We start from the raw sequence: 22,177 nt of genomic DNA, 5'->3' as shown, positions 1-22,177 counted from the left end.
GCTTGCCTCAAAAGTAGACCGTTTCTGCCTGCAGCAGGTCAGCCAGGGTCTGGTCTTCGGAAGTCGGAAGGGTTTCAAAACACAGCATGATGCGGGAATACTGTGCTGGATGGTGGTTGTACAGGTAGTTGGGAATCTGGTCCCCATAGTTGTCCGGGAATTCCAGGCGGCTGTGAATCACCTCGCCCGGCAAAATCGGGCTGCGGGTGGTGGTGTGAAAGACCACCTGGTGCCCGGCATTTTCCAGCGCTGCTGCAAATTTCAGGGGTTCAAAAGCGAATTCTCCGGTTCCCAGCACCAGAATGGGTCTGTCCTGCAGGGGCAGTTCAGCAACCTTTTTCTGCAGGTGTTCTGGAAGTGCATGTTCATCAGGCAGCCTTCCCAGACGCGAGTACTCTTTGCGAATCAGGGGAGTCTTGTCTGCGCCGTTGCCCGTTACTTTTGGCAGCTCAGGGGGAGCAAATTCTGGGTTGGGGGTGAAATCCATGCGGCCTTTCACCAGGGCGTGAATCTGCACAGGCAATCCGAATTCTTCCTGCAGCACTGCAGGGGGCAAATCCAGCCAGCTGGTGAAACACACCAGATGCACTTCCTGCAAAGCTGGCAGGGCGGCTTTGAGGGTATGCGTGAGGGCCTTGAGGGTCTTGCCAGTGGTGATCTCATCGTCAATCAGCACCAGGGTTCTGGCATGGTCCCACAAAGCTTTTTTCTCAGGGTCCTGAGGAGGGTAGATCAGGTGGTCTGTGGCGTGCGAGTGGGTTTCCTGAAACAGCAAGGTGGCATGCTCACCCAGACGGTAACGGGTGGAAGGCAGGTACAGCGCGTCCTTTCTTCCTGTCAGCTTGCAGTGTTCCTCAAAGATGCTGGCAGAGAGGCCTGTGGCTGTTTCAGCCATCCCGATGAACAGCACAGGCCCTTCTGCATCCAGGGGCAGGGACTTTGCCAGGGAGCAGTGGTGTTTCAGGGCTTCGGAAGGTTTCACAGGAAGGTGCTTGCCCAGAATTTTGCTGACGAACAGAAATCCACGCCGGGGATTCTGCCGGACCGCATATTCTGTGATGGTGTCCAGAGGCACCTGCTCGTCATGCAGCTCGATGGTCAAGGTGCCAGAGGGCAGCACCACCTGCTTGACCGCCTGGATGGAAGAGGGACTCAATGCACTTCCTCCAGCACATCATCCCGCACCAGAACACTGCCCATGATGGCCAGCATCCGCACATTGCGTTTTGGGGCAGGCACCTGATCGGGGGTCAGGTGACCCAGGGCCATCAGTGCCGCCACATGACCAAAGTTCAGGCCTGCGGTGATGCTCAGGTGCATGCCTCCACTGGGCCGGGCATTGATTTCCAGCATGTTGGGGACCCCGCCCCGGTCTTTCAATTGAATGTTGAAGATGCCATTCAGGCCGTAATGCCGGGTGATTTCACGGGCCATCTGCTCCACTGCTGCGTTGTCCTCACTGACCTGTGCCCCTTCCTTGCTTTTGCTGCGAATGACACACTGGGCCAGTTCTCCATTGAGGGCCACGCAGTCAATGGAGCGTTCGGTGCCCTCGCACACCTCCATCAGCATCATTTTGGCAAACTTCCTGTTGTTGCCAAAGTAGGCCCTGGCTTCCTGATAACTCATGGCATACAGTTCATTGCCCAGCAGCAGGGTCATGCGGCTTTTGCGGGTCAGCATGCGAAAACCGCTGGCGTAAATGCCCACACTGGGTTTGAAGCACAGGGCTTTGCGTTCCCCGCCCAATTCCTCCACCGCCTGATTGAATTCATCCAGGGTGTGAAAAGTGCGGAAATCCGGGATGGGGCAGATGTGGGTGGGGAAGGTCTGCAGAAATTCGGCTTTGTGGTCCACCAGACGCAGGACTTCAGGGCTTGCAGAGACCACCAGTGTGGTCCCGATGGCTGCAAATTCTGCCTCATGCTTTTTGATCAGGCTTTTTTCCTTGCAGGGAAAGAACACCTCAATGCGGTGTTTCTTGCAGTACTCCAGTGCCCAGTTCAGGTACTTTCTGCCCGTCAATCCTGCAGGTTCCAGTTCATGGTGCCAGGGACCATACAGCATGGGGGCTTCCGGGGTGGTGTGGGTGGCATAAAGTTCCCACTGACCGGTGGCATGCATGGCATTGAGCACATGGTGAATGACGCTGAAACCTTTGTTGAACCAGACCCGTGTTTTCATTCGTTCCTCGATTTTTCTTGCAAACCTGCGCTGCATTTCCCTGATTGTAGGGGAAAGTGGTGATGCCTTCACAACACGCCAAAAGCAGGGATAAAAAAGGCGAGGAACAAGCCTCGCCAGATTGGATTCTGGATTCACCCTTCGGTCAGCTGGGGATTGTCCCGCTGGTATTTCATGGACCACAGCACCGAGGCCACAATGAAACCCACCCCGATCAGACCAGTGACCAGTTCAGGAATTTCAATGTGTCCCATGCCCAGCAGCATGATCACGGCCAGGGCACCGATGCCGTAGTGGGCTCCGTGCTCCAGGAACACGTACTGTGCCAGGGTGCCCCTTTTCACCAGCATCAGGGTCAGGGAACGCACAAAAACCGCACCAATGCACAGACCTGCGGCAATCACCACGATTTCCTTGGTGATGGCGAAAGCCCCGATCACCCCATCCAGAGAGAAGCTGGCGTCCAGCACTTCCAGGTAAATGAAAGCAGTCAGACCTGCAGCGCCTGCCCTGGCGGCGATGTCATCCACCTCAAAGAGACCCCCCAGGGCGTCAATCAGGATGTAGGTGAGGATGCCAATCAGGCCTGAAACCAGGGCCACCAGTTTTTCTTCAGGGTGAACCATGGTGCTCACCAGCACCAGCAACAAAGTGCCGGTCACAAAGACCTGAATGGTGTCCAGGCGACCAATTTTGGCCAGGGGACGTTCAATGAAAGCCAGCCAGTGCACTTCTTTTTCGGGGTCCATCAGGTACTTCAGGAACACCAGCAGCAGGAAGGTTCCCCCGAACGCAGAAATCGGCACGTGGGCTTCGGTGAGGTGCTTGGCGTACTCCGTTGGGTTGGTGAAGGCCAGGTTGACCACCTCGATGAACCCCAGGTTGGCCACCAGGGCCACAATCACGATGGGGAAGAGGAAACGCATCCCGAACACTGCAATCAAAATCCCCCAGGTGAGAAAGCGCCTTTGCCATACGGCGTCCATGTTTTTCAGCACGCTGGCATTCACCACAGCGTTGTCGAAACTCAGGGACACCTCCATCACCCCCAGGATCAGGGCGATGAGCAAAAATGAACCAGCGGTGGTGATGTCGCCGGTCTTGAAGCCGTAAAAGAAGGCCCCTGCAAGACAGACGAGGGTCACCAGAAATGCGAACCCAAACTCTTGACGTAACATCTTGTCCTTTCAACTGCACGGCCGGGTTTTACATGTGTGCCCTGGCCGCTGTACAACATCACCCCCGCACCCCATATACAGCACTCGGGCGCGGGGGTGATTGGATTGGGGATGGAGCTTTTCAGGCTTAGCCGACGTTGACGCCGAAGTCCACAGCCAGGCCACGCAGGCCGTTGTTGTAGCCCTGACCGATGGCCTTGAATTTCCACTCCGCGTTGTTGCGGTACACTTCAGCGAAAATCATGGCGGTTTCGGTGCTGGCGTCTTCACTCAGATCATAACGGGCAATTTCTGCGCCGCCTGCATTGTTTAATACACGTGCGTAGGCGTTGCGCACCATGCCGAAGTTCTGGCGGCGGGCTTCTGAATCGTAGATGGTCACGGCAATCACAATGCGGGTGACGTTCTGGGGCACAGCATTGAGGTCGATCTTGATGGTTTCATCGTCCCCGGCTCCTTCCCCGGTGCGGTTGTCTCCGCCGTACTCCACACTTCCATCTGCACTCTTGCTGTTGTTGAAGAAGACAAAATCAGAGTCGCTGGCGACCTTGCCGCTTTCACCGATCAAAAAGGCGCTGGCATCCAGGTCGAATGCGGCCCCGTCGGTGGTGCGGATGTCCCAGCCCAGACCCACCGTGATGCTGGTGAGGCCGGGAGCTTCTTTGGTCAAACTGACATTTCCACCTTTGCTTAAACTGACTGGCATGTGAACCCTCCTGAGTTGAGTGAGTGATGGGCTTTGTTGAGGTTGTCTGATTTGAAACGCGGTCAAAACTGAAATTTAAACGTTGAAACCGTGGTTTCTGAGGAAAGCTTCCAGACCTTCGCGGTAGCCCTGACCCACAGCGCGGAACTTCCAGTCCCCACCGTGGCGGTAAAGTTCTCCGAACACCATCAGGGTTTCGGTGCTGGCATCTTCGGAGAGGTCATAACGGGCCACTTCGGTGCCAGTTTCATCGTCCACCACGCGGATGAAGGCATTGCGGATTTGACCGAAGCTCTGGCCTCTGGCCTGTCCTTCGTGAATGCTCACCGAGACCACCAGACGGTGGATCTGCTGGGGCACCTTGGCGAGTTCCACCAGGATGCTCTCATCGTCTCCCTCGCCCTGTCCAGTGCGGTTGTCGCCGGTGTGCTCAACGGCACCACTGCCGTGTTTCAGGTTGTTGTAGAAAATCAGGTCGGCATCGCTGCCTGCCCGTCCGTCTTCATTGACCAGCAGGGCCATGGCATCCAGGTCGAATGCGGCTCCATCGGTGGCACGCACATCCCACCCGAGGCCCACCCGCACTTTGCGCAGGCCGGGGGCTTCTTTGCTGAGGTTGATGTTGCCGCCTTTGCTGAGGTTGATTGCCATGTTTTTCCTCCGTTGATGCGCTCAAGACTTGTGAGATGGGGTGCGAGACTTCAGGATTTCTGCCCGGATTGCCAGCGAAAACCAAAACCGAAATGCTCGTCGGTTTCCTGGTGGCCCCGGAAATACAGTTCTTCTTTGGTGACCTGGATGTGGTCTCCAGAGTTGATGATGCTGCAAATGGCACAGAACTTCTGGCTGGGATCAGGCTGATCCAGCTTCAGGTGAATCTCATTGCCCTGATCGTCGGTGATTTTCATGCGCCCACCCACATCCTGGAAGGTGGAAACCCCCTGGTAGATGTAAGCGAAGACCACCACCCGTTTGATCAGGTCGGGCCTCAGGACCAGCAGGTTCTCTCCGTCCTGGGATTGACCGCTGCGGTCATCCTTGTCCAGAAAGATGTAAGGCACGGTGTCTTTTGCTCCAAAAGAGTTCCCGAGGGCCTGAATCACGCCCCGGTATCCGCTTTGCATTTCAAACATGCAGCCCAGGTCGAGGTCTGCAGTGCTGCTGGCAGCAGGCTGGTTGGCCAGCAGTCCCCACAATCCGCTGCTGCTGGGTTTGCTGTGCTGCTCCCAGTTCAGGTTGATGTGAATGGGCTGCTTGCGGCCATCTTTGCGCAAATTGACCTTGCCAGAATCGCCCCGTTTTTCCAGGGTGATCTTGCTGAGGTTCACTTTTCCGGCAGATCCAGCAGGTTCAGCAGACCCAGCAGGTTTGCTTTCCTGCACAGGTGGTGCCGGCTGGGGTGCAGGAGCAGGGGTGGGCGCTGGAGAGGGTTTGGCCACCGTTCCTCCATAATGTTTGACCAGATCTGCCAGACCGCCATTGAAACCCTGGGCAATGGCCCCGAATCGCCAGACGTCCTTGAAATACACCTCGGACAGGATCACGGCTTTTTCCTGCGAGAACTGCTGGCCGCTGAACACGAATTCCAGCAGCACATTGCCCTCACTGGACACCCGCACCCGTCCGGTTTTCACATCCTTGAAGGTGTGCTGGTCGTCAATGGTGCAGGTGAAAGCCAGACGCTGAACGCCGGATCCCACCCTGGACAGATCCAGTTGAAATTGAGCGCTGTAAGCATCCCTGTGGGCAAGTTGCACTTCACCCTGGGGGGATTTGCTCTGGTTATAGAACACCACGTGGTCATCCGAGGGCAGTTTTTCCTGCCCATTCAGCAGAAAACAACTGATGTCATATTCCCTGGAAGACCCCTGCACCTGTACATCAATGTCGATGCGGTTGCTGGAGGTGACCTCTGAAAGTTTGATTTTCTGTCCGGGAACAAGTTTTTGCATGTTCGTATCTCATTATGGGGGGAAGCCGGGGAAAGTTCCCGTGATTTACAGCACGCGGCGGATGTCGTTGGCAATGTCCTGAATGGTGCGCCCGTTGGTCATTTCACCCAGGGCTTTGAAGGTCCATTCTCCAGACACCAGTTGCAGTTTTCCGATGATGATGCTGGTGTGGTTGCCGGTGGCGCTCAGGTTGTAGCGGGCAGCTTCCTGTTTGTTGTCTGCATTGACCACCCGGCAGAAAGCATTTTCCACTTTTGCAAAATTCTGACCCCGGAAACTGGACACTGCCAGCACAATCTGGCTGACGTTGCTGGGCAGACGGGAAAGGTCCACGGTGATGATTTCATCGTCGCCGTCTCCAGCTCCGGTCAGGTTGTCTCCGCTGTGTTTGATGCTGCCATCTTTGCTTTGCAACTGACGGAACCATATGGTGTCCAGCAAATTGCCCTGGGCATCATAAACAGCAGCACTGGCATCCAGGTCAATGCTTTCTGGAGCCGAGAACATGCCAAACAGGCCTTTGGCTTTGGCCACATCCCAGCCGAGGCCCAGGTGCACCCGTTGCAGTCCGCCTGCGCCTTCTTTTTTGAGGTTGATGCTCTGTCCTTTGGTCAAATTGATCATGTGGGTTCCTCCAGTGAATGACGGACACAACCTCTTTTGCTGCACCGCACTGGGGAATACTACGCGGGCCGAGGGGAGAAAGTTTCCAAGCATCCGTACCGGGATTGTAACACGGCTTGCAGAGGTGCGTTTTGATTGTTTCAGGTCCAGCAGTCCTCTGCTTGCTGCAAAAAGTGTTGTCCTGAGCAGGACAGTGAAAGATGTGATTGATTTGAAGTGATTGAATCAAATGATCAATCAAGATGTTTATTGAGCCCACACTCTTGATGAAAGCAGGATCTATAATGCAATCAACAACAGTGCCCTTACTGGACAGGAGACCAGCCTCCATAAGCTGGCGTGACGGAGACTGTGATTTCGTGCAGTCTCCTTGTTTTTTATTCATGAAAACAGCTTTCTGGATCTGTATGATTTGACTGAGGATCCATTTGTAAATTTCTCTCAGGATTGCGTTTCGTCTGGGCTGCTGAATTGATCATCTGTTTTTTTCTTTTTTCTGGAAATCTCTGGGCACAAAAAACACCCGGCCAGCAGCCGGGTGTTCTGAGGTTGCCTGATCTTACAGGTTGTCTTGCAGGCTGGTGGCCGTCTTGAAACGGATTTTCTTGCCTGCAGGCACGGTGATGCGGTCGGTGGTGCCAGGACGCACGGCCTGACGTTCCTTGGTGGGAACCACGCTGAGGGTCCCGAAACCGGGCAGACCCACGGTTTTGCCTTCTTTCAGGGCCTCGACGATGATTTCCAGCATGGAGTCAATGACTTCTCCTGCGTCTTTTTTGCTGACACCGGCCTTCTCGGCGATCACTTGAATCAGTTGTTGCTTCCCGACTTTTTCCATGAACTACCTCCGATACAACCAGAAGCGGGATGTCCCCTTTTCTTCTGCTTGATAGATCTTAACAGGAAATTCTGCGCCTGAGTTTAGAATGTCACACAGGATCATGAGCAAAAATCAGGTATGGGACTCCAGTTGGTGCAAAACAGCCGCTGTGAAAGGCTGCATTCCCTTGTACTCCAGCACTTCAGGCTTGACGGAACGCAGAAGTTTGATCAGTCTGGGACGCAATTCTGGTTCTTTCTGCAGGCGTTCTTTCAGGGAATTCACGTAGACCCGGATCGTGAAAATCCCTCGCTTCAGGCCGGGCAGGCCCAGGGTGGTCTGACGTTCCATGCGCAGGTAAATGTGGTCCAGCAAATCAGGTTCATGTTCCCACTGGGGATTCCAGATGGGCCTTGGCTGATCAGGATGGGCGTTCAGGGCAGGACTGAGGGTCAGACCCCAGCTGAAGCGCACAAAAGGTCCTTTGTGCAAGATGGCACGGGACATGCTGTCTGAGGCCCGGACCAGGCGGTCATGGTCCGCCACTGGATGGTGAATCTGTGCAAAATCCTGTCCGGGTTTTTCAGCAGGATTCCAGCCACTGGGAAAGCACACCGATAGGGCTTCTGCCTGCAGAGAGTGGTCCTGCTGGTGCAAAACCACCAGGTCTTCCTGGCAGCAGAGGGCCACAGCATCGAGCAACCTGAAAAGACCTTGCTGGGTGTGCAGGTGCTGCAGAATTTTTCTCCCCAGAGGATGTTCCTGCACCAGATGCACCTCCAGATCGGGTTCGGTTCGGCGGAAATGCAACCCCAGAAACCCGAGGGTGGCTTCTTCTGGGCTGGCTTGCAGCAAGTGGGGATGCTCTGCTGCGTACACCTGCAGCAGGGTCCACAAAGAGTCTTGCAGACCCTCGGGGTCAGGGCTGTGCACCAGACGGTGCATGTCGGCTCTGGTCTGCAACACCTGAAGTTTTTGTTTCAGACATTTGAACAGCAAACGGTCTTCCACAAAATGGTGTTGTTCCAGACGGCCATTCAGCCAGGTGCCCAGCTGAAAGACATCTGCCTTGATTTCAAAGGTGTCGTGCACCATGAAAGGCGGATCAGGGTCTGGGAGCAGCACCTCTGGCATGTTCAGGAGGTCAGGTATCTGAAGGTGCCCTCCCTGAGTCCGGCCACCCGGATCAGGGTCTGAATCTGTCCGAAATGCAAAGATTCATGGTGCAGCAGGTGAAAGAGCACCCACTCGGGGGAAACATCATAGTGGGAAAGTTTGCGCAAGGTTCCAAAGTCTTCCAGGGTCATCTGCTGGTAGGTGTCCAGCAGGTCCTGGCGCACCCGCTTCAGGCGTTCCAGATGTCTGGAGAGGGGTTCTCCCAGCACGTGACTGAGGTTGTCATCAGAGGTGCGGTGTTCGATGGGAAAATACGCTGAGCACCAGGCAGGGAGTTCTTGCTGCAGCACTTCTGAGTACAGCCAGTCCACCTCGACCACTGCGATGTGGTACAGCAAAGAACCTATGGTGTGTCCGTTCACCAGCACATCCAGACTGCCAGGATGCAGGGATTCCACGGTGCGCAGGGTGCGTTCCCTGGCCATTTGCAGCATGCCCAGACCCATGGCAATTTCTGAATTTTGGGCTTCGGGCCGGGACAGCACCAGTTCATTTTTTGAGGTCATCAGGTCTCCTTGGGTTTCTCAAACAAAAGCTCAAACATCAGAAAGGTGGATGAAGTATAACGTGACTGACCATGCCCCAGTGTGCCCACATGCACCAATGCAGAAACCAATGCAACAACCCGAGGAGGGGCCTCGGGTTGCTTTGTTGGATGCGGACTGGATGTGGGATTGGGTTTATTTGCTCCTGTCGCAGTAAACGAATTCTTCGGCATCCAGACCCCAGAAGCGCACAGGGGGCCAGACGCTGGTGGTGCTGGTGAAGGGACCCTGTGCCACGATGGGGCAACTGAAATCTTCGCCGCCTTTGGTGACGGTGTAGGTGTTGACCACATACCAGGAGTCATCGCCCCAGACGCATTTGATGTCTTCATAAGAGTAGGTGCCGTTGTTGTTGGGGGTGGTCATGCGGTATACCAGACCCAGGGTGTCTGCATTGCAGACTTTCTCGCCATAAGGAATGGTGCAATTTTCGGTGCCTGTGCACTGCCCGGTGGCGCTGGTGATCAGGTGATAGTCCGGTCCAAGGTTGCTGGCGCTGCTGACACTGGCAGCGCCAGCAGCGCCGGTCAGGGAGATTGCGGAAATCAGGGTGGTCAGAAGAATGTTTTTCATGGGTGGTGCCTCCTGAGCGTTATTGTGGCTTTGGGGTGTGAATGTTAAAAGGAGTTTTTTTGAAGAGTCTGTAAAGGCTTTTTTGTTAACCTTGCTGGTCATCAAGGCAATGTCACAAAACGTTTTTTTGAGATGTGGAGCAGATGTGTGTAGATCTGATGGAGTGTCACTGAATCGGAAATGAAATGTTTTCTGGAAGCCTTCACGAAATCTGCATGGCGAATTGAGGTGACATCTTCTGTGCCTGCCTCCCACCCAGATGGAAAATTCTGGGATGTGCAGGCACCCGTTAAAGGAGCCAGGAGAACAAAATGCAACCCCCAGAAAAATCTGTTCTGGGGGTTGCCGCCCGAATGGGGCAAGTGTAAAACCCGAGCTTCGCGTGGGCCTGGTCTGCCGGGAATGAATTGTGAAAGGCACTGCGTCCAGGCTGTGTTCGGACTGCCTCACCTGTCTGATGGTGCCTGTGTGCTGTCAGCGCCAGGTCAACCGCTGTCAGCCCCTGTGTTCCGGGCAACAGTTCACCAACTAGGGGATTTCCCTTAGTTGCTTTTTTGTAACAGCGAAAACCATGATGGAAACTGCTTTTTTACTTCATTTATACAAAAGAATTAAATTTTGCATGCTCAAGGCAAATTCAAATCTGTAGTAGGCTTTTATTTAAACCAGGTTCAGGTCAATTTGGGCAGAAAGGCTGCATCCTGAGCCACGAGGGGCACATATGGCAACTGTGGATTCCCTGTTCGTCAACATTTGCATGGTGATTTCCCTGACCTACCTGTTCAGCCTGACTTACCGGGACTGGCGAACAGAACATCGGGTCGAGGTGCTTTTGTTGCGGGCCCTGTGCTGCTCTGTGGGCGCCATCCTGCTGATGTTTCATGGCATCCCCCTTGGGGACAACATCCAGATGGACCTGCGGATGGTGCCCATTGTGCTGTTCACCCTCAGGTATGGACTGGGGTATGGAACGGTGGCTGTGATTCCCATGGTGATCACCCGGGTTTTGTTTTTTCCACAGGCACCCTCAGATGTGTATGCCCTTTCGGGATTGCTGACCTTCCTGATGATTGGCCTGATCCGTTTGCGCATGGGCAACACCACCTCCACCCCTTACCTGTTGACCCCTTTGCTGATTTTCTCCCTGCAGACCCTTCCGGTTTTTCTGTCTTCGCACGCAGAGCGGTTTTTCAGCCAGACTTTCATCTGGTATTTCCTGGCCAATGTGATCGGGTTTTACCTCTCGGCCCAGATTTTGCAGTCCCGTCTGGCCTACCTGAGGGCCACCGAACACCTGCAAAAAGAAGCCCTCACCGATGCCCTCACTGGACTGTTCAACCGCAGGCAATTTGAACGCGATCAGGGTTTGTTCGGGGGTGGCGATGTTTTTTTGATGCTGGACCTTGACCACTTCAAACACATCAACGACAGGTACGGTCACAGCATGGGAGACGATGTGCTCAGGCAGATTTCTGCACTGCTGCAAAACAGCACCCGCGACCACGACCGCCTGTACCGCATGGGAGGAGAGGAGTTTCTGGTGGTGCTGCGTGGCACAGATGCCCAGCAGGCTTTTCTCATTGCAGAACGCATCCGGGAAGCTGTGGCAGAGCACCTGTTTCCGATGCCTGAGCAGGTGACCCTCAGTGGAGGTCTGGTGGAATGCCCTCCCCGTCCTGACCTCCAGAAGGTGCTGGATCAGGGCGATGTCCTGCTTTATTCGGCCAAACGCCAGGGACGCAACCAGATTCAGCAACAGGTGCAGGACCCACAGCCCTCCACTTCACGTGAAGCAAGTCGGGATGTGATGGGAACCAGCCTGCTTTGAGAACTGCAGGCAGAACTTCCAGCCTGTTCCCGACACCTGACACAAGACCCAGCACAAAACAGTGCAGCAAGGCATTTGCCCTGCTGCACTGTGGGGAGGAAGAGTGATTGAAGTGTATCAGCCCTCCAGAATGTGCAGGGAAACAAATCCCACAAAATAAAAAAGAATTAAAGTGTCTTTTCTGACAACTGCCAGCAAGGGGTTCAAAACAACCCCAGCACCTCTTTGAGTTTGCGGGGAATTTCTTCTGGAGACAGCACAAACTGGGCACCCCCCAGTTTGATGGCGGCCTGGGGCATCCCAAACACAGCAGAGCTTTTTTCGTCCTGGGCAATGGTGAATCCTCCTGCATCCCGGATGGCTTTCATGCCGGTGGCTCCATCGTCTCCCATGCCGGTCAATTGAATGGCCATCAGGTTGCCTCCCAGGGTCCGCACCCCGGATTCAAAGAGGATGTTGGCACTGGGGCGGTGTCCCTTGATGGGAGCATGGTTGCTGAGGTGCAAGGTCAGTTTGCCCTGCCTGCGCAGCAGTTCCAGGTGGGTGCCACTGGGGGCCAGGTACACGCCGCGCTGGACCTCCATGCCTTCCCGGGCCAGCTGGATGGGCAGCGCTGAACTGGTTTGCAGCCAGTTCAGCAGGGACATCTCAAAGCCCTGGGCAATGTGCTGCACAATCAGAATGGGCAGGGGGAATGCATCTGGCAAACGGGAAAGCACCGTCTGCAAGATGGGAGGGCCGCCCGTGGAAGAGGCGATCAGCACCGCCTGATAAGGCGCAGCAGGGCGGGAGGTGGGGGTGGAGGGTGCTTTGACGGTGTTGCGCCGCACCATTTTGATCTTGGACACGGCTTTGAGGGTTTGCCGGAATTTCTGGATGTTCAGGGGATCGTCTGGAGAGGGTTTCAGCATCAGGGTGATGGCCCCACTGTGGTGGGCGTTTTTGCTCATGGTGGCATGCTGTTCGGACACAGTGAGCAGCAAAATGGGAGTGGGGTGCTCCTGCATGATGCGCTCGGTGACCCGAAACCCATCCATTTCAGGCATGATCATGTCAATGGCAATCACATCAGGATGAAGTTCCGCAGTGAGGCGCAGCGCATCCTGACCTCCAGAAGCCATGCCCACCACTTTCATTTCCGGGTCCTGCTCGATCCAGTTGCGCAACATGGCCAGTTGCACGGGCGAGTCGTCCACGATCAACACCTTCAGGGGTTTCAAATCAGCCTCCCGATGGTGTCCAGCAGGTCTTCAGGGGCGTAATTGCCCTTGATGAGGTAGGCGTCTGCTCCGGCCAGCATGCCTTCTTCCTGGTGGTGTGGGCTGGCCATGGAGGTGACCAGGATGACAGGCAGGTGTTTCAGGCGCTCATCAAGGCGGATGTTGCGGGTGAGTTCCAGACCGGTCATTTCGGGCATCTCGATGTCGGAGACCAGCAAATCAAAAGCACTCTGGCGCAGCAGGCCCAGAGCGATGCGTCCGTTTTCGGCCACCTGCACCTCGAAGCCTGCCATTTCCAGAATGCTGCGCTGGATGGTGCGCACTGCCACCGAATCGTCTGCCACCAGGATGCGTTGCTGGCGTTTGCTGGTCTGGGGTTGCACCAGGGTGCGCGGGCGGGCATGCTCGGAGAGTTGCGAGACGTTCAGCACCGGGACCAGTGCTCCGGAGCGGTTCATCACCACCCCCTGAAAAGCGGTGGTGCTGGGAATGCCCCAGGGGAGGGGTTTGATCACAAACTCCTCCTCGCTGAGCACATTCTGCACGTTGACCCCCACACAGCGGTCAGCCAGGTTGAGGATCAGGGTGATGGACGCCGCACCGGAGGGCAACCCCAGCATTTCACTGAGGTCGAAGGTGGGAATGGCGGCCCCCTGCCATTCGATGGTGCGTTTCTGGTCGATCAGGGTGAATTTTTCGGGTTTCACAATGCGGTCCACATGGCGGGAAGGCACAGCGAACATCTGCCCGGAAACCATCAGCACAAAAGCCCGGGTGGTGGCCAGGGTCTGGGGGACCCGCAAATGAAAGGTGGTGCCCTGGCCTGCGGCACTGGTCAGCCACACCTCGCCGCCCAGCAAATCCAGGTTGGCCCGCACAGCATCGAGGCCCACCCCTCTGCCGGAGATGGCAGAAACCTGTTGTGCAGTGCTGAAACCCGGACGGAACAGCAGATCGTAAACCTGTTCCTCGGACAGCACCGTTCCTTCCTGAATCAGGCCCCGTTCCAGGGCTTTCTGGCGCACCCGTTCCTGCTGGATGCCCTGTCCATCGTCTTGCAGGGTCAGGTGAATGGATTCCCCACGGCTGAGGATGGTCAGTTCCAGCTGGCCTGTTTCGGTTTTCTGGGCTTTTTTGCGTTCTGCAGGGGTTTCCAGACCGTGGTCAATGGCATTGCGGATCAGGTGCATAAGGGCGTCCCTGAGGGGGTCCAGCAGGTTGCGGTCCAGTTCGGTGTCGCTGCCCTGCACCTGGAATTGCACTTTCTTGCCCTGAGACTGGGTGAGGTCCCGCACCAGCCGCTCCAGTGGGGTCACCATCAAGGAAGCGGGACGCAAGCGCAGGTCGATCACCTCGCTGGTGAGTTCTTCACTGATGCGGTTGAGGTCAAAATGGTCCTGTCTGAGCAGCCGCACCGCATCGGTGAACCGGTTGAGCACCTCCCGGTCTGTGACAGACAGATGACTTTCCAGGGTTTGCAAGGAGCGCAGGTGTTCCTCGAGGCGGTTTTTCAGCACCGTCAGTTCTCCGGCGTGCGCAAAGAGGGATTCAAGTTGCTGCAGGCTCACCCGAACGTCCTGACCAGAGCCGCGGGCTTCGCTGCGGCTGGGCGCTGGCCCGGCTGCCAGGGTTTTTGCTGCAGGCTGTTCACGGGTTTCAGGTCCAGTCAGCACGGGAAAAACCCCGGTTTTCAGCAGGGGAACCCAGCTGGCCATGCGGTGCAGCAATTGCTCTGCAGGAAGTTTCAGCAAACCAGGCAGGGCGGCAAGCAAAGCCTGCCATCCGGTGGCCCGCGCTCCCCGTTGCAGCACCACGGAGATGTTTTCAGGAGGTGCCCCGGTCAGCACCTGCTGCAGTTCAAAAGCGAAGATGTGGCGCAGCTTTTCCTGTGGGGTCATGGTGTCAGGGCTCGAGTCGGTAACGGTCAATCACGGTCTTCAGGCGAGCTGCCCAGGTGCTCAGATGACGGGCGGCTTGCTGGTTGCTCTCGCTGGCCTGCAGGTTCTGTTCGCTGGCGGTCTGGATGTTCTGCATGGCCAGCGCAATCTGCTCCATGCCATAAGAGTGCTGTTTCACCGAGCCAGCGATCACCTGGGCAGAGCGTGCCGCATGCTCGATGGCCTCTGAGAGGTCGTTGATGGTGTTCTCCAGCGATTTGATGGAGTGTGTCCCGGTGTCCACCACCCTGGTGCCCCGTTCGGTGGCCATCACGGCGGCATTGGTGTCCCGCTGGATGCCCGACAGAATGGTGCGCACCTGACTGGTGGCGGTCTTGGACTGCTCGGCCAGGTTGCGGATCTCCTGGGCCACAATCACAAAGCCCCGTCCGTGTTCGCCTGCACGGTGGGCTTCAATGGCGGCATTGAGGGCCAGCAGGTTGCTCTGGTCTGCCAGGTCGCTGACCACCTCGATGATGTCGCTGATTTTCTGGCTGCTTTCAGAGAGGGTCAGGATGTGGGCACTGATGTCCTGCACCTGTTTGCGGATGTCCTGCATGTCGCGGATCATGGCCTGGGTGGCATCTGAGCCGGCCACGGCCACCTGCTGGGCGGTCTGGGCGTTCTCGCTGACGGTGTTGGCCATGTCCACGGCCTGGTCGCTGGACACCCGCACCTCTTCCACGGTGGCGCTGGTTTCGGTGACGGCTGCAGATTGCTCGTTGATGCTGGCGGCCTGCTGTGCAGAGGCTGCTTGAAGTTGCATGGAGGCGGCTGCAAGGTTGTGTCCGGCTTCCTGGACCTCCCGCACCAGAGAGCGCAGGTGGTCCAGCATGCGCTGGAAGGCATTCCCCAGCATGTCCTTTTCACCTTGAGGGGTGAGGTTCAGGCCAATGTTTCCCGAGGCGATCTGGTCAGCCACCCTTGCCATCTCGCTCTGGTGGCCCACCATGCGCTCAAAGGCATTTCTGAGGGCCCCAATTTCATCCCGGCTGTAATCGGGCAGGGTCACGGTCAGGTTGCCCATGGCCAGGGCGTTGGCCGCTCCAGCCAGCGTTTTGACCCGTTGCTCGATGGCCACCCGGATCAGGTACAGCAGCAGCATGAACAGCAGCACCACCACCACGCAGGACACCATCACCGTTTCCACCAGGTTCTGTGAGGAGGCATTCAGGTCGCTGAGGTCCTGTCCGGCCAGCATCACCCAGCCCATGCCAGGGTAATTGGCATACCCTTTGGAGGTGTACCACCCCACCAATCCGGGGCCGTCTCCGCTGGGGCTCAGGGCATCTTTGGCACCTTCTGTGTCCACATCTGCCTTCACTTCCATGCGGGTCACCAGTTTGTTGGTCAAAAAGTCGCCGTCCTGGGGACTGTGCAAGGTGAGGCCATCGTGGTCCACCAGCCCGACCTTGAGGCTGTTGATTCCGGCCTGATGGCCTGCCTTTTCGATGTCGTTCATGATCTGGATGGCCACGTCCCAGTTGAAACGGTTGCTCCACACACCCACCACTTTCCCAGCATTGTTGCGGATGGGAGAACTGAGGGAAACGGCAAGGTCCTGATCTGGCCCAAAAGCGGCCCGCAGCAGGGGATCGTGGTGCAGGTCCTGCAGGTCCACGGGGTTGGTCTGCACGCCCGCATTCAGGGTGTTCTTGAACCACTCCTGATCGGACACATTCTGGCCCAGCAAGGTGCTGGTACGGGGTGCGGGATTGCCTTTTGCATCCACCGAACTGACCGCAATGATCTTGCCCCGCACATCTGCCACCACAATCAGGCTGTAAATGGGGGCATAGAGGTTCACTGTGGCATTGATCAGCTGACCGATGGTGGTCGGGTTCATGGATTTTGCTGCCGGGGTGCTGGCAAAAGACTGCACATCGGTGTAGCGCTCGAAGAGGTTGCGGTCCAGTTTGTCGATGCCATCAAAAGCAACCTGTTCGATGTTCTTTTTGCCCTGATCAATGAAAGTGGTGCGGGTCTGGCGGATCAGCAACCAGCCCACCATCACCATCACCACCGCCACACACACCAGACCCAGCAGGGTCATCTTGTTGAAAACACTCCAGGTTCTAAAGGATTCCACTTGCTCCTCCTGTCTGATGGAACGTGCTCTGGTGGCTGAAGTCTTCCAGCAGGGTGTCCAGGTCCAGCAAGGTGATGCGGGCTTCCCACACCCCCACCAGTCCGGGTCGGAGGTTGGGAGGCCGGGAAAGCTGCAGTGGGATGGACACCACTTCTCTGGCTTCTCGCACCTTCAGGGCCACACGCTGACCTGCATGCTGGTATACGACAATATACCCTGCCTGCTCATCGGGGGTGTTTCCCAGCAGGGCTGCAAGGTCCAGCACGCTGAGCACATGGCCTTGCAGGGTGATCATGCCCGAAATCACCGACCCCACACCTGGCAGGCGGGTCAGCGTTCCCAGGGCACGCACCGTCTCAATCTGTTTTGCAGGCAGGGCGTAGGTTTCTGAGGCCACCTCGATGAGCAGCACCACCTGGGTGGGGTCACTGCTTTGCTGCTGCAGGGGAATGGCCAGCTGTGCAGCGCGGGTGTGCAGGATTTCCTGGTCTTTCATGGCTTGCCTTTCATCTGGGAGAGGGTGTACAGGGCAGCGGTCAGCAATTCCTGTGCAGTCAATTCAGGGGTGATGTGGTCTGCCGGAGGGCGTTCTGTCAGCAGGTTGCGGATGCGCCTCAGCAAAGGTCTGGCCCGCTCTGTTTCCCCCTGACGCAGCCAGATCTGGGCCAGCTGATACAGGGCCAGCACATCGTTGGGATGCAGAAACACATGTTGCCTGAGGCCTTCCAGGTGGTCTGGCAGGGACCTGAAATCAGCGGCCTGCAGGGTTGGGGTCGGTTGAGCAACTGGAGGTTCTGACTCAGAAGGTTTTTGCTGGGCAGGGGTGGGCGCAGGCTGCAGGTTTCTGGGCACTGCAGGTTTCTTCTGAGCAGCAATGGGCTTCTGAGGGTTGAGGTGAGGGTTGAGGGTGAGGCCTCTGCCTGCCTGCTGGTTTCTGTTGCTGTTTTTGTTCGAGTCTTTGTTGAGATCTTTTCTGGCAGAAACATCAGGCGTGGTTTTCCAGAGCCACCCCAGTGGATGGCGGTGCGGAAACAGCCCGGACACTGGAAGGGGCTGGGGATCGGTGGGGCCCAGCATCACCACACCAGCAGGGGCCAGCAAACGGGCAAATTGCTGGTACACCTGCTGGGCACTTTCGGAGCCAAAATACAGGGTGACGTTGCGGCACACAATCACATCCAGCTGCCGCAGACCAATGGCAGGATTCTGAAAATCGGGCAGCCAGGGAAAACTTTTCAGATTCAGCACCCCAAAGTGCACATGTTGACGCAGAAAGGTCTTGATGGACCAGCTGTCCCCCACATGGCTGAAGCAATGCTCCCGCACAGCCTGGGAGGTGGCCCGGAAAGACCACTCCCGGTAACGGCCATGCCGGGCTCTGGCCACCACTTCAGGGTGCAGATCGGTGCCCAGCACCACGGCATTGTGCATGTCAAACTCGGTTTTCAGCAGCATCGACAGGGTGTAAGCTTCCTCTCCAGTGGAGCAGCCAGCAGACCACAAACGTGCTGGGTAAGGCCGGGTTTTCAGTTCGGGCAGAATCAGGGTGCGCAGCTGCTGCATCTGGCTGTCCCCCCGAAAAAAATAGGTTTCATGGATGGTCAGTTCATGCACGAATTCCCGCACAAAACGCTCCTCGGCAAGCGCCAGCAGGGCCGTGGTGGCTTCATTGGGATCGGATTGGGGCCTTTTGCTCAGGGCGCGTTCCAGGGTGAACTGCTGGCTTTGCTGAATGCGGATGCCACTGACCTGCTCGATCCGTCCGATCAGGGCGTGCAGCAAATCAGGCCGCAGCCTGGACAGGGCAGACATCAGCCTGGCTCCCAGAAATGGTCAGGCTGAAAAAATTCTGGTCTCAACACCGGGGTGTTGCCCTGGGGGGTGCGGATCACCGCCTCGATGGGACTGCGCTCACTGTAGCGGATGGGTTTGAAGTCCAGCATCGAGACCTCCAGGAACCCCAGAATGTCATCCACCCACAGCAGAAACGGAGGTTGCCCTTTGAGCAGCAGCAAACGCTGAGATGGGGTGATTGCTGCATCGGGCAATCCCAGCACCTTGCGGGCACTCACCACGGCCCGCAGTTCGCCGGCCACATTGAGCACCCCCACCACCTGGGGATGCTGATTTGCAGGGAGGTCTGCAGCAGGGAGGGGTGTGAACTGGGCCATGCGGATCACCCGTTCCACCTGATCCAGGGGAACCATGTACTGGCTCTCATGGATGCCCAGATGCAGCACCCCCAGGTTCATGGCTGGGGTGCTCCGCTGGGAAGGTCTGCCAGAAACAGGCAGGTGCCATTCTGGGCTTCTGCCCAGAAGCGGCCCTGGTGGGCTTCCACCACCGCACGCAGCAGGGGCAGGCTCACCCCGGAACCATACCATTTGTGGGCCATGCGCGGGTTGTAGAGCAGCACATTGATCTCTTCAGCGGGAATGCGGCTCTGGTCTTCGCGCAGCACAAGGCGCACCCCTTCGGGCCGCAGGCCAAGATTCACCTGGATGGTGCCATGGTCCGGGGCGTGTTTGATCATGCTGATCAGGGCGCTGTGCAAGGCTTCTGCGAACACCTGCGAATCGATCAGGGCGGTGGCGTTTTCGCTGCCAGGCTCAATTTGAAAGTGCAAGGTTTGCTGACGGAACCGCACCTGGGGCTCCAGGTCCTGCACGCACTTTTCGATCAGCGGCTTCATTTCGGTGGGGGCGACCTTCAGCTCGATCTGCCGGGCTTCCAGACGCATGTAATCCTGGTACTGGGCCAGCACTTCCAGCAGCATGGATTTGGCTTCCAGTGCGCCAGAGAGCAGGGGGGCCAGATCGTCCAGATGCTGGGTTTCGGCGGCCAGATCAATGGCCAGACTGAGGGCCGCGATGGGGTTTTTCAGGTCGTGGACAAACACCGAGAAAAAATCGGTCTGCACCTGCCGGAGGAGCTCATGGGCCAGCAAGCCCAGACGGTGCTCTCTGGCATGGTTGAGGGCCTGCTGGAAGGCAGGAAGGTCCTTGCCCTGCAAATCGAAATCGGTCTTGCAGAGGTAAGCATCTGCACCGAGTTTCAGGGATTCCTGCAGAGAACGGGAGTGTTTGCCCGAGAACACCACCACCACCACACTCTGGCTGACCTCCCGCACCCGCGAGAGCACCTCCAGACCGCTGCTGTCGTGCAGGTGCATGTCCAGCATGATCAAATCAAACTCTCCAATGTGCGGAAGGTGCTCCAGTGCCTGGGGCACACTGGAAGCCTCGATGACCTGTGCACCTTCTTTCAGAAAAGCCTGACGCAGAAAAGCCCTCGCCACTGCAGAATCGTCCACCACCAGCACTTTGCGCCAGTGGTGAAAAGGCACGGCTTCCAGGGCAGGTTCGGGCACCAGGTCTTTCAGGTGATCGGCACGGAACACCTGGTTGCGGCCCATGCTTTTGGCCTGATACAACGCCTGGTCTGCCCGCTCAATCAGCAGGGCCGGGGAGGTGTCTGGCAGGGCCAGCAGCGAATGCACCCCCAGCGAGATGGTCACCAGATGGTGGTGGTCGGAGTTGGGATGGGGGATGGCGGCTTTCAGCACCCCCTGGCGCAGGTGCTCGGCCAGTTGGGCGGCTTCCTCCATGGGGGCATCGGGGAGCAAAACCGCGAATTCTTCCCCGCCATAACGGGCCAGCAGGGCTTCTGGAATGAAAGTGCCTTCCGCGGCCAGGGTGTCTTCCAGTGCAGCCGCCACCCTTTTCAGGCAGGCATCTCCCTCCAGGTGCCCCAGGGTGTCGTTGTAGCGTTTGAAATGGTCGATGTCCAGCAGGATCAGCGAAACCGTGCGTCCCGGTTGGGTCCAGATGTTCTGCAGGGTCTGGTCCAGGTTGCGGCGGTTGGCCACCCCGGTGAGGGCGTCGGTGTAGGTCAGCAGCTCCAGACGGGCATGGCTGTCCTTGAGGTCGCGCTCTTTGGACCTGCGCTGCACCAGCAGTTCGCTGAGCCTGAGTGCTCCCTTGACCCGGGCCACGAATTCCACCGGATCTGCAGGTTTGGAGAGGAAATCGCTGGCCCCGGCCTGAAATGCCGCCTCCAGGTCCTCTTTCTCTCCGCGTCCGGTGATGATGATGATGGGAATGTCCTGCAGTTCAGGGAAAGCCCTGAGGTGGCGCAGGGTTTCGATGCCATCCATGCCCGGCATCATCAAATCCAGCAGGATCAGGCGCACCGCTTCACGGGTGTGGTGGTCCTGAAAGTGTTCCACCAGGGCTTCCCCGGACTCTGCGGTTTTCACATCTTCAATGCCTGCCTGGGACAGCAATGCCGTCAGCATGCTGCGGATCAGGCGGCTGTCGTCCACCACCCACACGCTCATGCCAGGTCTCCCAGCACATCCAGGGCAGTGTGCACCAGCGAATTGTCATCTGGGGTTTCCAGCAGGTTCAGCACCACGGTGCGAAAAGGGCCATCCAGCAGGGTTGCGGAATCACTCATAGACACGATCACTCCTGTTTTCTGAGGCTCGGAAAGGTGTTTCAAGAAATCGGCGGTGTCTTTTTCACCGTTGTATCCCACCACCCACAGGGCTCCCGGTTCGGCATCCAGCAAATCAGGCAGGGACAGGGCAAAACGCACCGAAAAACCCGCTTCCAGCAGCAACCAGGCCTGGTGCATGCGGGCGGTCATGGAAACATCGTGAATCACAGCATGGCGGACGGTGTAAATCGAAGTTGAAGCTGCAGGGGCATCTGGTTGTGCAGCAGGTTGCGGAACAGATTGCAGGTCAGATGGAAGGTCAGAGACGGCAGGAGGTTCTGCAACCTGCCCAGTGGTTCTGGAGGGTGCAGTTTTGGATGATGCAGGTTGAGATGGCGCAGCAGGCAGGGTGTCCCAGGATTTCAGGCGTTCCAGCCAGAAGGACAGGGGTTTTTCATGGGGGATGGGTTGCATCACCTCGGCGCACATGGCCCGCACCTCATCCACCACTTCCAGCAAGATGTTGGCCTGCTCCTGGGAAAGGGGCCGGGGGTTCTTGCGCAACTGGTCCAGGGCATCTTCCAGGGAATGGGTGAGGCGCTGAATGTCCGAGAGGCCCAGCATGCCCGCACTGCCTTTGATGGTGTGGGCCGCCGTGAACATCCTGCGAACCACTTCGGGGTCCTCAAGCTGCTCCAGACGCAACAGACCCTCTTCAAGGAGGGTCAGGTTGTCTTCTGCCTCCAGTTGAAATTCCTGCAGGAATGCACTCATGTCCATGGGGAGCCTCGCTTCGCAGAGGGGAAAGTGCGGAAAAAGCACCTGTTCTGCAGGGGATGGGTCGAGCAGGTTATTAAGACTCTAGCACTTCTGCTTCCTTCTGGGAAAAGGGGATGGGGGTGTGC

At 57.2% G+C, this 22,177-nt stretch carries 20 protein-coding genes; 1 reads left to right on the top strand and 19 read right to left on the bottom strand.

What is annotated here, in order from left to right; genetic code table 11:
* Positions 1–7 precede the first annotated feature (7 nt).
* The 11 genes from IEY52_RS13340 to IEY52_RS13290 form a co-directional block, all read right to left on the bottom strand.
* Entirely contained in the window at positions 8–1,156 is a 1,149-nt protein-coding gene (locus IEY52_RS13340) for a phosphoribosyltransferase domain-containing protein (RefSeq protein ID WP_189003196.1), read from the bottom strand.
* Positions 1,153–2,184: an ATP-grasp domain-containing protein gene (locus IEY52_RS13335; RefSeq protein ID WP_189003195.1), complete on the bottom strand. Its 1,032-nt coding sequence runs from the start codon at positions 2,182–2,184 to the stop codon at positions 1,153–1,155. Before IEY52_RS13335 ends, IEY52_RS13340 begins: the two co-directional genes overlap by 4 nt.
* A 134-nt stretch (positions 2,185–2,318) precedes the next feature.
* Complete coding sequence (locus tag IEY52_RS13330) at positions 2,319–3,362, bottom strand: DUF475 domain-containing protein (RefSeq protein WP_189003194.1); 1,044 nt, start codon at positions 3,360–3,362, stop codon at positions 2,319–2,321.
* Between the two features lie 127 nt (positions 3,363–3,489).
* Positions 3,490–4,068 carry a TerD family protein gene (locus IEY52_RS13325; protein WP_189003193.1) on the bottom strand — a complete coding sequence of 193 codons (579 nt, stop codon included), beginning with the start codon at positions 4,066–4,068 and terminating at the stop codon, positions 3,490–3,492.
* Positions 4,069–4,143: 75 nt separating this feature from the next.
* Entirely contained in the window at positions 4,144–4,719 is a 576-nt protein-coding gene (locus tag IEY52_RS13320) for a TerD family protein (protein WP_189003192.1), read from the bottom strand.
* 50 nt (positions 4,720–4,769) lie between these two features.
* Positions 4,770–6,020, bottom strand: coding sequence for a TerD family protein (locus tag IEY52_RS13315; RefSeq protein ID WP_189003191.1), 1,251 nt, complete (start codon positions 6,018–6,020; stop codon positions 4,770–4,772).
* Positions 6,021–6,065: 45 nt separating this feature from the next.
* Positions 6,066–6,644: a TerD family protein gene (locus IEY52_RS13310; protein ID WP_189003190.1), complete on the bottom strand. Its 579-nt coding sequence runs from the start codon at positions 6,642–6,644 to the stop codon at positions 6,066–6,068.
* Between the two features lie 559 nt (positions 6,645–7,203).
* Positions 7,204–7,482, bottom strand: a complete 279-nt coding sequence (locus IEY52_RS13305; protein ID WP_189003189.1) for an HU family DNA-binding protein — start codon at positions 7,480–7,482, stop codon at positions 7,204–7,206.
* A gap of 114 nt (positions 7,483–7,596) precedes the next feature.
* Entirely contained in the window at positions 7,597–8,598 is a 1,002-nt protein-coding gene (locus IEY52_RS13300; protein ID WP_189003188.1) for a heme-dependent oxidative N-demethylase subunit alpha family protein, read from the bottom strand.
* A gap of 2 nt (positions 8,599–8,600) precedes the next feature.
* Positions 8,601–9,146 (bottom strand): DinB family protein, encoded by a 546-nt coding sequence (locus IEY52_RS13295; protein ID WP_189003187.1) that lies wholly within the window; start codon positions 9,144–9,146, stop codon positions 8,601–8,603.
* A gap of 174 nt (positions 9,147–9,320) precedes the next feature.
* A complete protein-coding gene (locus IEY52_RS13290) occupies positions 9,321–9,758 on the bottom strand; it encodes a hypothetical protein (protein WP_189003186.1) in 438 nt (145 codons plus the stop codon).
* A 721-nt stretch (positions 9,759–10,479) separates the two neighbouring features.
* Here IEY52_RS13290 and IEY52_RS13285 point away from each other — a divergent pair.
* Positions 10,480–11,586: a GGDEF domain-containing protein gene (locus IEY52_RS13285; RefSeq protein ID WP_189003185.1), complete on the top strand. Its 1,107-nt coding sequence runs from the start codon at positions 10,480–10,482 to the stop codon at positions 11,584–11,586.
* 203 nt (positions 11,587–11,789) lie between these two features.
* On the opposite strand, the gene cheB is transcribed toward IEY52_RS13285, so the two are convergent.
* Genes cheB through IEY52_RS13245 form a run of 8 tightly spaced genes read right to left on the bottom strand, consistent with a single transcriptional unit; the run spans position 11,790 to position 22,046 of the window.
* Positions 11,790–12,806 (bottom strand): chemotaxis-specific protein-glutamate methyltransferase CheB, encoded by a 1,017-nt coding sequence (gene cheB, locus IEY52_RS13280; protein WP_189003184.1) that lies wholly within the window; start codon positions 12,804–12,806, stop codon positions 11,790–11,792.
* A complete protein-coding gene (locus IEY52_RS13275; protein ID WP_189003183.1) occupies positions 12,803–14,704 on the bottom strand; it encodes a hybrid sensor histidine kinase/response regulator in 1,902 nt (633 codons plus the stop codon). Before IEY52_RS13275 ends, cheB begins: the two co-directional genes overlap by 4 nt.
* Positions 14,705–14,708: 4 nt before the next feature.
* On the bottom strand, positions 14,709–16,832 hold the full coding sequence (locus IEY52_RS13270) for a methyl-accepting chemotaxis protein (RefSeq protein ID WP_189003182.1): 2,124 nt from the start codon (positions 16,830–16,832) through the stop codon (positions 14,709–14,711).
* Positions 16,819–17,328 (bottom strand): chemotaxis protein CheW, encoded by a 510-nt coding sequence (locus IEY52_RS13265; protein WP_189003181.1) that lies wholly within the window; start codon positions 17,326–17,328, stop codon positions 16,819–16,821. Before IEY52_RS13265 ends, IEY52_RS13270 begins: the two co-directional genes overlap by 14 nt.
* Positions 17,325–18,644, bottom strand: coding sequence for a CheR family methyltransferase (locus IEY52_RS13260; RefSeq protein WP_189003180.1), 1,320 nt, complete (start codon positions 18,642–18,644; stop codon positions 17,325–17,327). The genes IEY52_RS13265 and IEY52_RS13260 overlap by 4 nt, the downstream gene beginning before the upstream one ends.
* Positions 18,644–19,084, bottom strand: a complete 441-nt coding sequence (locus IEY52_RS13255; protein WP_189003179.1) for a chemotaxis protein CheW — start codon at positions 19,082–19,084, stop codon at positions 18,644–18,646. The genes IEY52_RS13260 and IEY52_RS13255 overlap by 1 nt, the downstream gene beginning before the upstream one ends.
* Positions 19,081–21,171 carry a response regulator gene (locus IEY52_RS13250; protein WP_189003178.1) on the bottom strand — a complete coding sequence of 697 codons (2,091 nt, stop codon included), beginning with the start codon at positions 21,169–21,171 and terminating at the stop codon, positions 19,081–19,083. Before IEY52_RS13250 ends, IEY52_RS13255 begins: the two co-directional genes overlap by 4 nt.
* On the bottom strand, positions 21,168–22,046 hold the full coding sequence (locus IEY52_RS13245; RefSeq protein WP_189003177.1) for an Hpt domain-containing protein: 879 nt from the start codon (positions 22,044–22,046) through the stop codon (positions 21,168–21,170). Before IEY52_RS13245 ends, IEY52_RS13250 begins: the two co-directional genes overlap by 4 nt.
* Between the last annotated feature and the right edge of the window lie 131 nt (positions 22,047–22,177).

Source organism: Deinococcus roseus (assembly GCF_014646895.1).
Taxonomy (GTDB): Bacteria; Deinococcota; Deinococci; order Deinococcales; family Deinococcaceae; genus Deinococcus_C; species Deinococcus_C roseus.
This window is presented reverse-complemented; position numbering and strand designations above follow the sequence as displayed.

What these genes read in the sequence shown, in the direction of transcription:
- IEY52_RS13285 (WP_189003185.1), top strand. Translation starts at nt 10,480, where the DNA reads ATGGCAACTGTGGATTCCCTGTTCGTCAACATTTGCATGGTGATTTCC.
- IEY52_RS13335 (WP_189003195.1), bottom strand. Translation starts at nt 2,184, where the DNA reads ATGAAAACACGGGTCTGGTTCAACAAAGGTTTCAGCGTCATTCACCAT.
- IEY52_RS13290 (WP_189003186.1), bottom strand. Translation starts at nt 9,758, where the DNA reads ATGAAAAACATTCTTCTGACCACCCTGATTTCCGCAATCTCCCTGACC.
- IEY52_RS13310 (WP_189003190.1), bottom strand. Translation starts at nt 6,644, where the DNA reads ATGATCAATTTGACCAAAGGACAGAGCATCAACCTCAAAAAAGAAGGC.
- IEY52_RS13300 (WP_189003188.1), bottom strand. Translation starts at nt 8,598, where the DNA reads ATGCCAGAGGTGCTGCTCCCAGACCCTGATCCGCCTTTCATGGTGCAC.
- IEY52_RS13260 (WP_189003180.1), bottom strand. Translation starts at nt 18,644, where the DNA reads ATGTCTGCCCTGTCCAGGCTGCGGCCTGATTTGCTGCACGCCCTGATC.
- IEY52_RS13295 (WP_189003187.1), bottom strand. Translation starts at nt 9,146, where the DNA reads ATGACCTCAAAAAATGAACTGGTGCTGTCCCGGCCCGAAGCCCAAAAT.
- IEY52_RS13275 (WP_189003183.1), bottom strand. Translation starts at nt 14,704, where the DNA reads ATGACCCCACAGGAAAAGCTGCGCCACATCTTCGCTTTTGAACTGCAG.
- IEY52_RS13245 (WP_189003177.1), bottom strand. Translation starts at nt 22,046, where the DNA reads ATGAGTGCATTCCTGCAGGAATTTCAACTGGAGGCAGAAGACAACCTG.
- IEY52_RS13330 (WP_189003194.1), bottom strand. Translation starts at nt 3,362, where the DNA reads ATGTTACGTCAAGAGTTTGGGTTCGCATTTCTGGTGACCCTCGTCTGT.
- IEY52_RS13315 (WP_189003191.1), bottom strand. Translation starts at nt 6,020, where the DNA reads ATGCAAAAACTTGTTCCCGGACAGAAAATCAAACTTTCAGAGGTCACC.
- IEY52_RS13250 (WP_189003178.1), bottom strand. Translation starts at nt 21,171, where the DNA reads ATGAGCGTGTGGGTGGTGGACGACAGCCGCCTGATCCGCAGCATGCTG.
- IEY52_RS13265 (WP_189003181.1), bottom strand. Translation starts at nt 17,328, where the DNA reads ATGAAAGACCAGGAAATCCTGCACACCCGCGCTGCACAGCTGGCCATT.
- IEY52_RS13255 (WP_189003179.1), bottom strand. Translation starts at nt 19,084, where the DNA reads ATGAACCTGGGGGTGCTGCATCTGGGCATCCATGAGAGCCAGTACATG.
- IEY52_RS13320 (WP_189003192.1), bottom strand. Translation starts at nt 4,719, where the DNA reads ATGGCAATCAACCTCAGCAAAGGCGGCAACATCAACCTCAGCAAAGAA.
- IEY52_RS13305 (WP_189003189.1), bottom strand. Translation starts at nt 7,482, where the DNA reads ATGGAAAAAGTCGGGAAGCAACAACTGATTCAAGTGATCGCCGAGAAG.
- IEY52_RS13325 (WP_189003193.1), bottom strand. Translation starts at nt 4,068, where the DNA reads ATGCCAGTCAGTTTAAGCAAAGGTGGAAATGTCAGTTTGACCAAAGAA.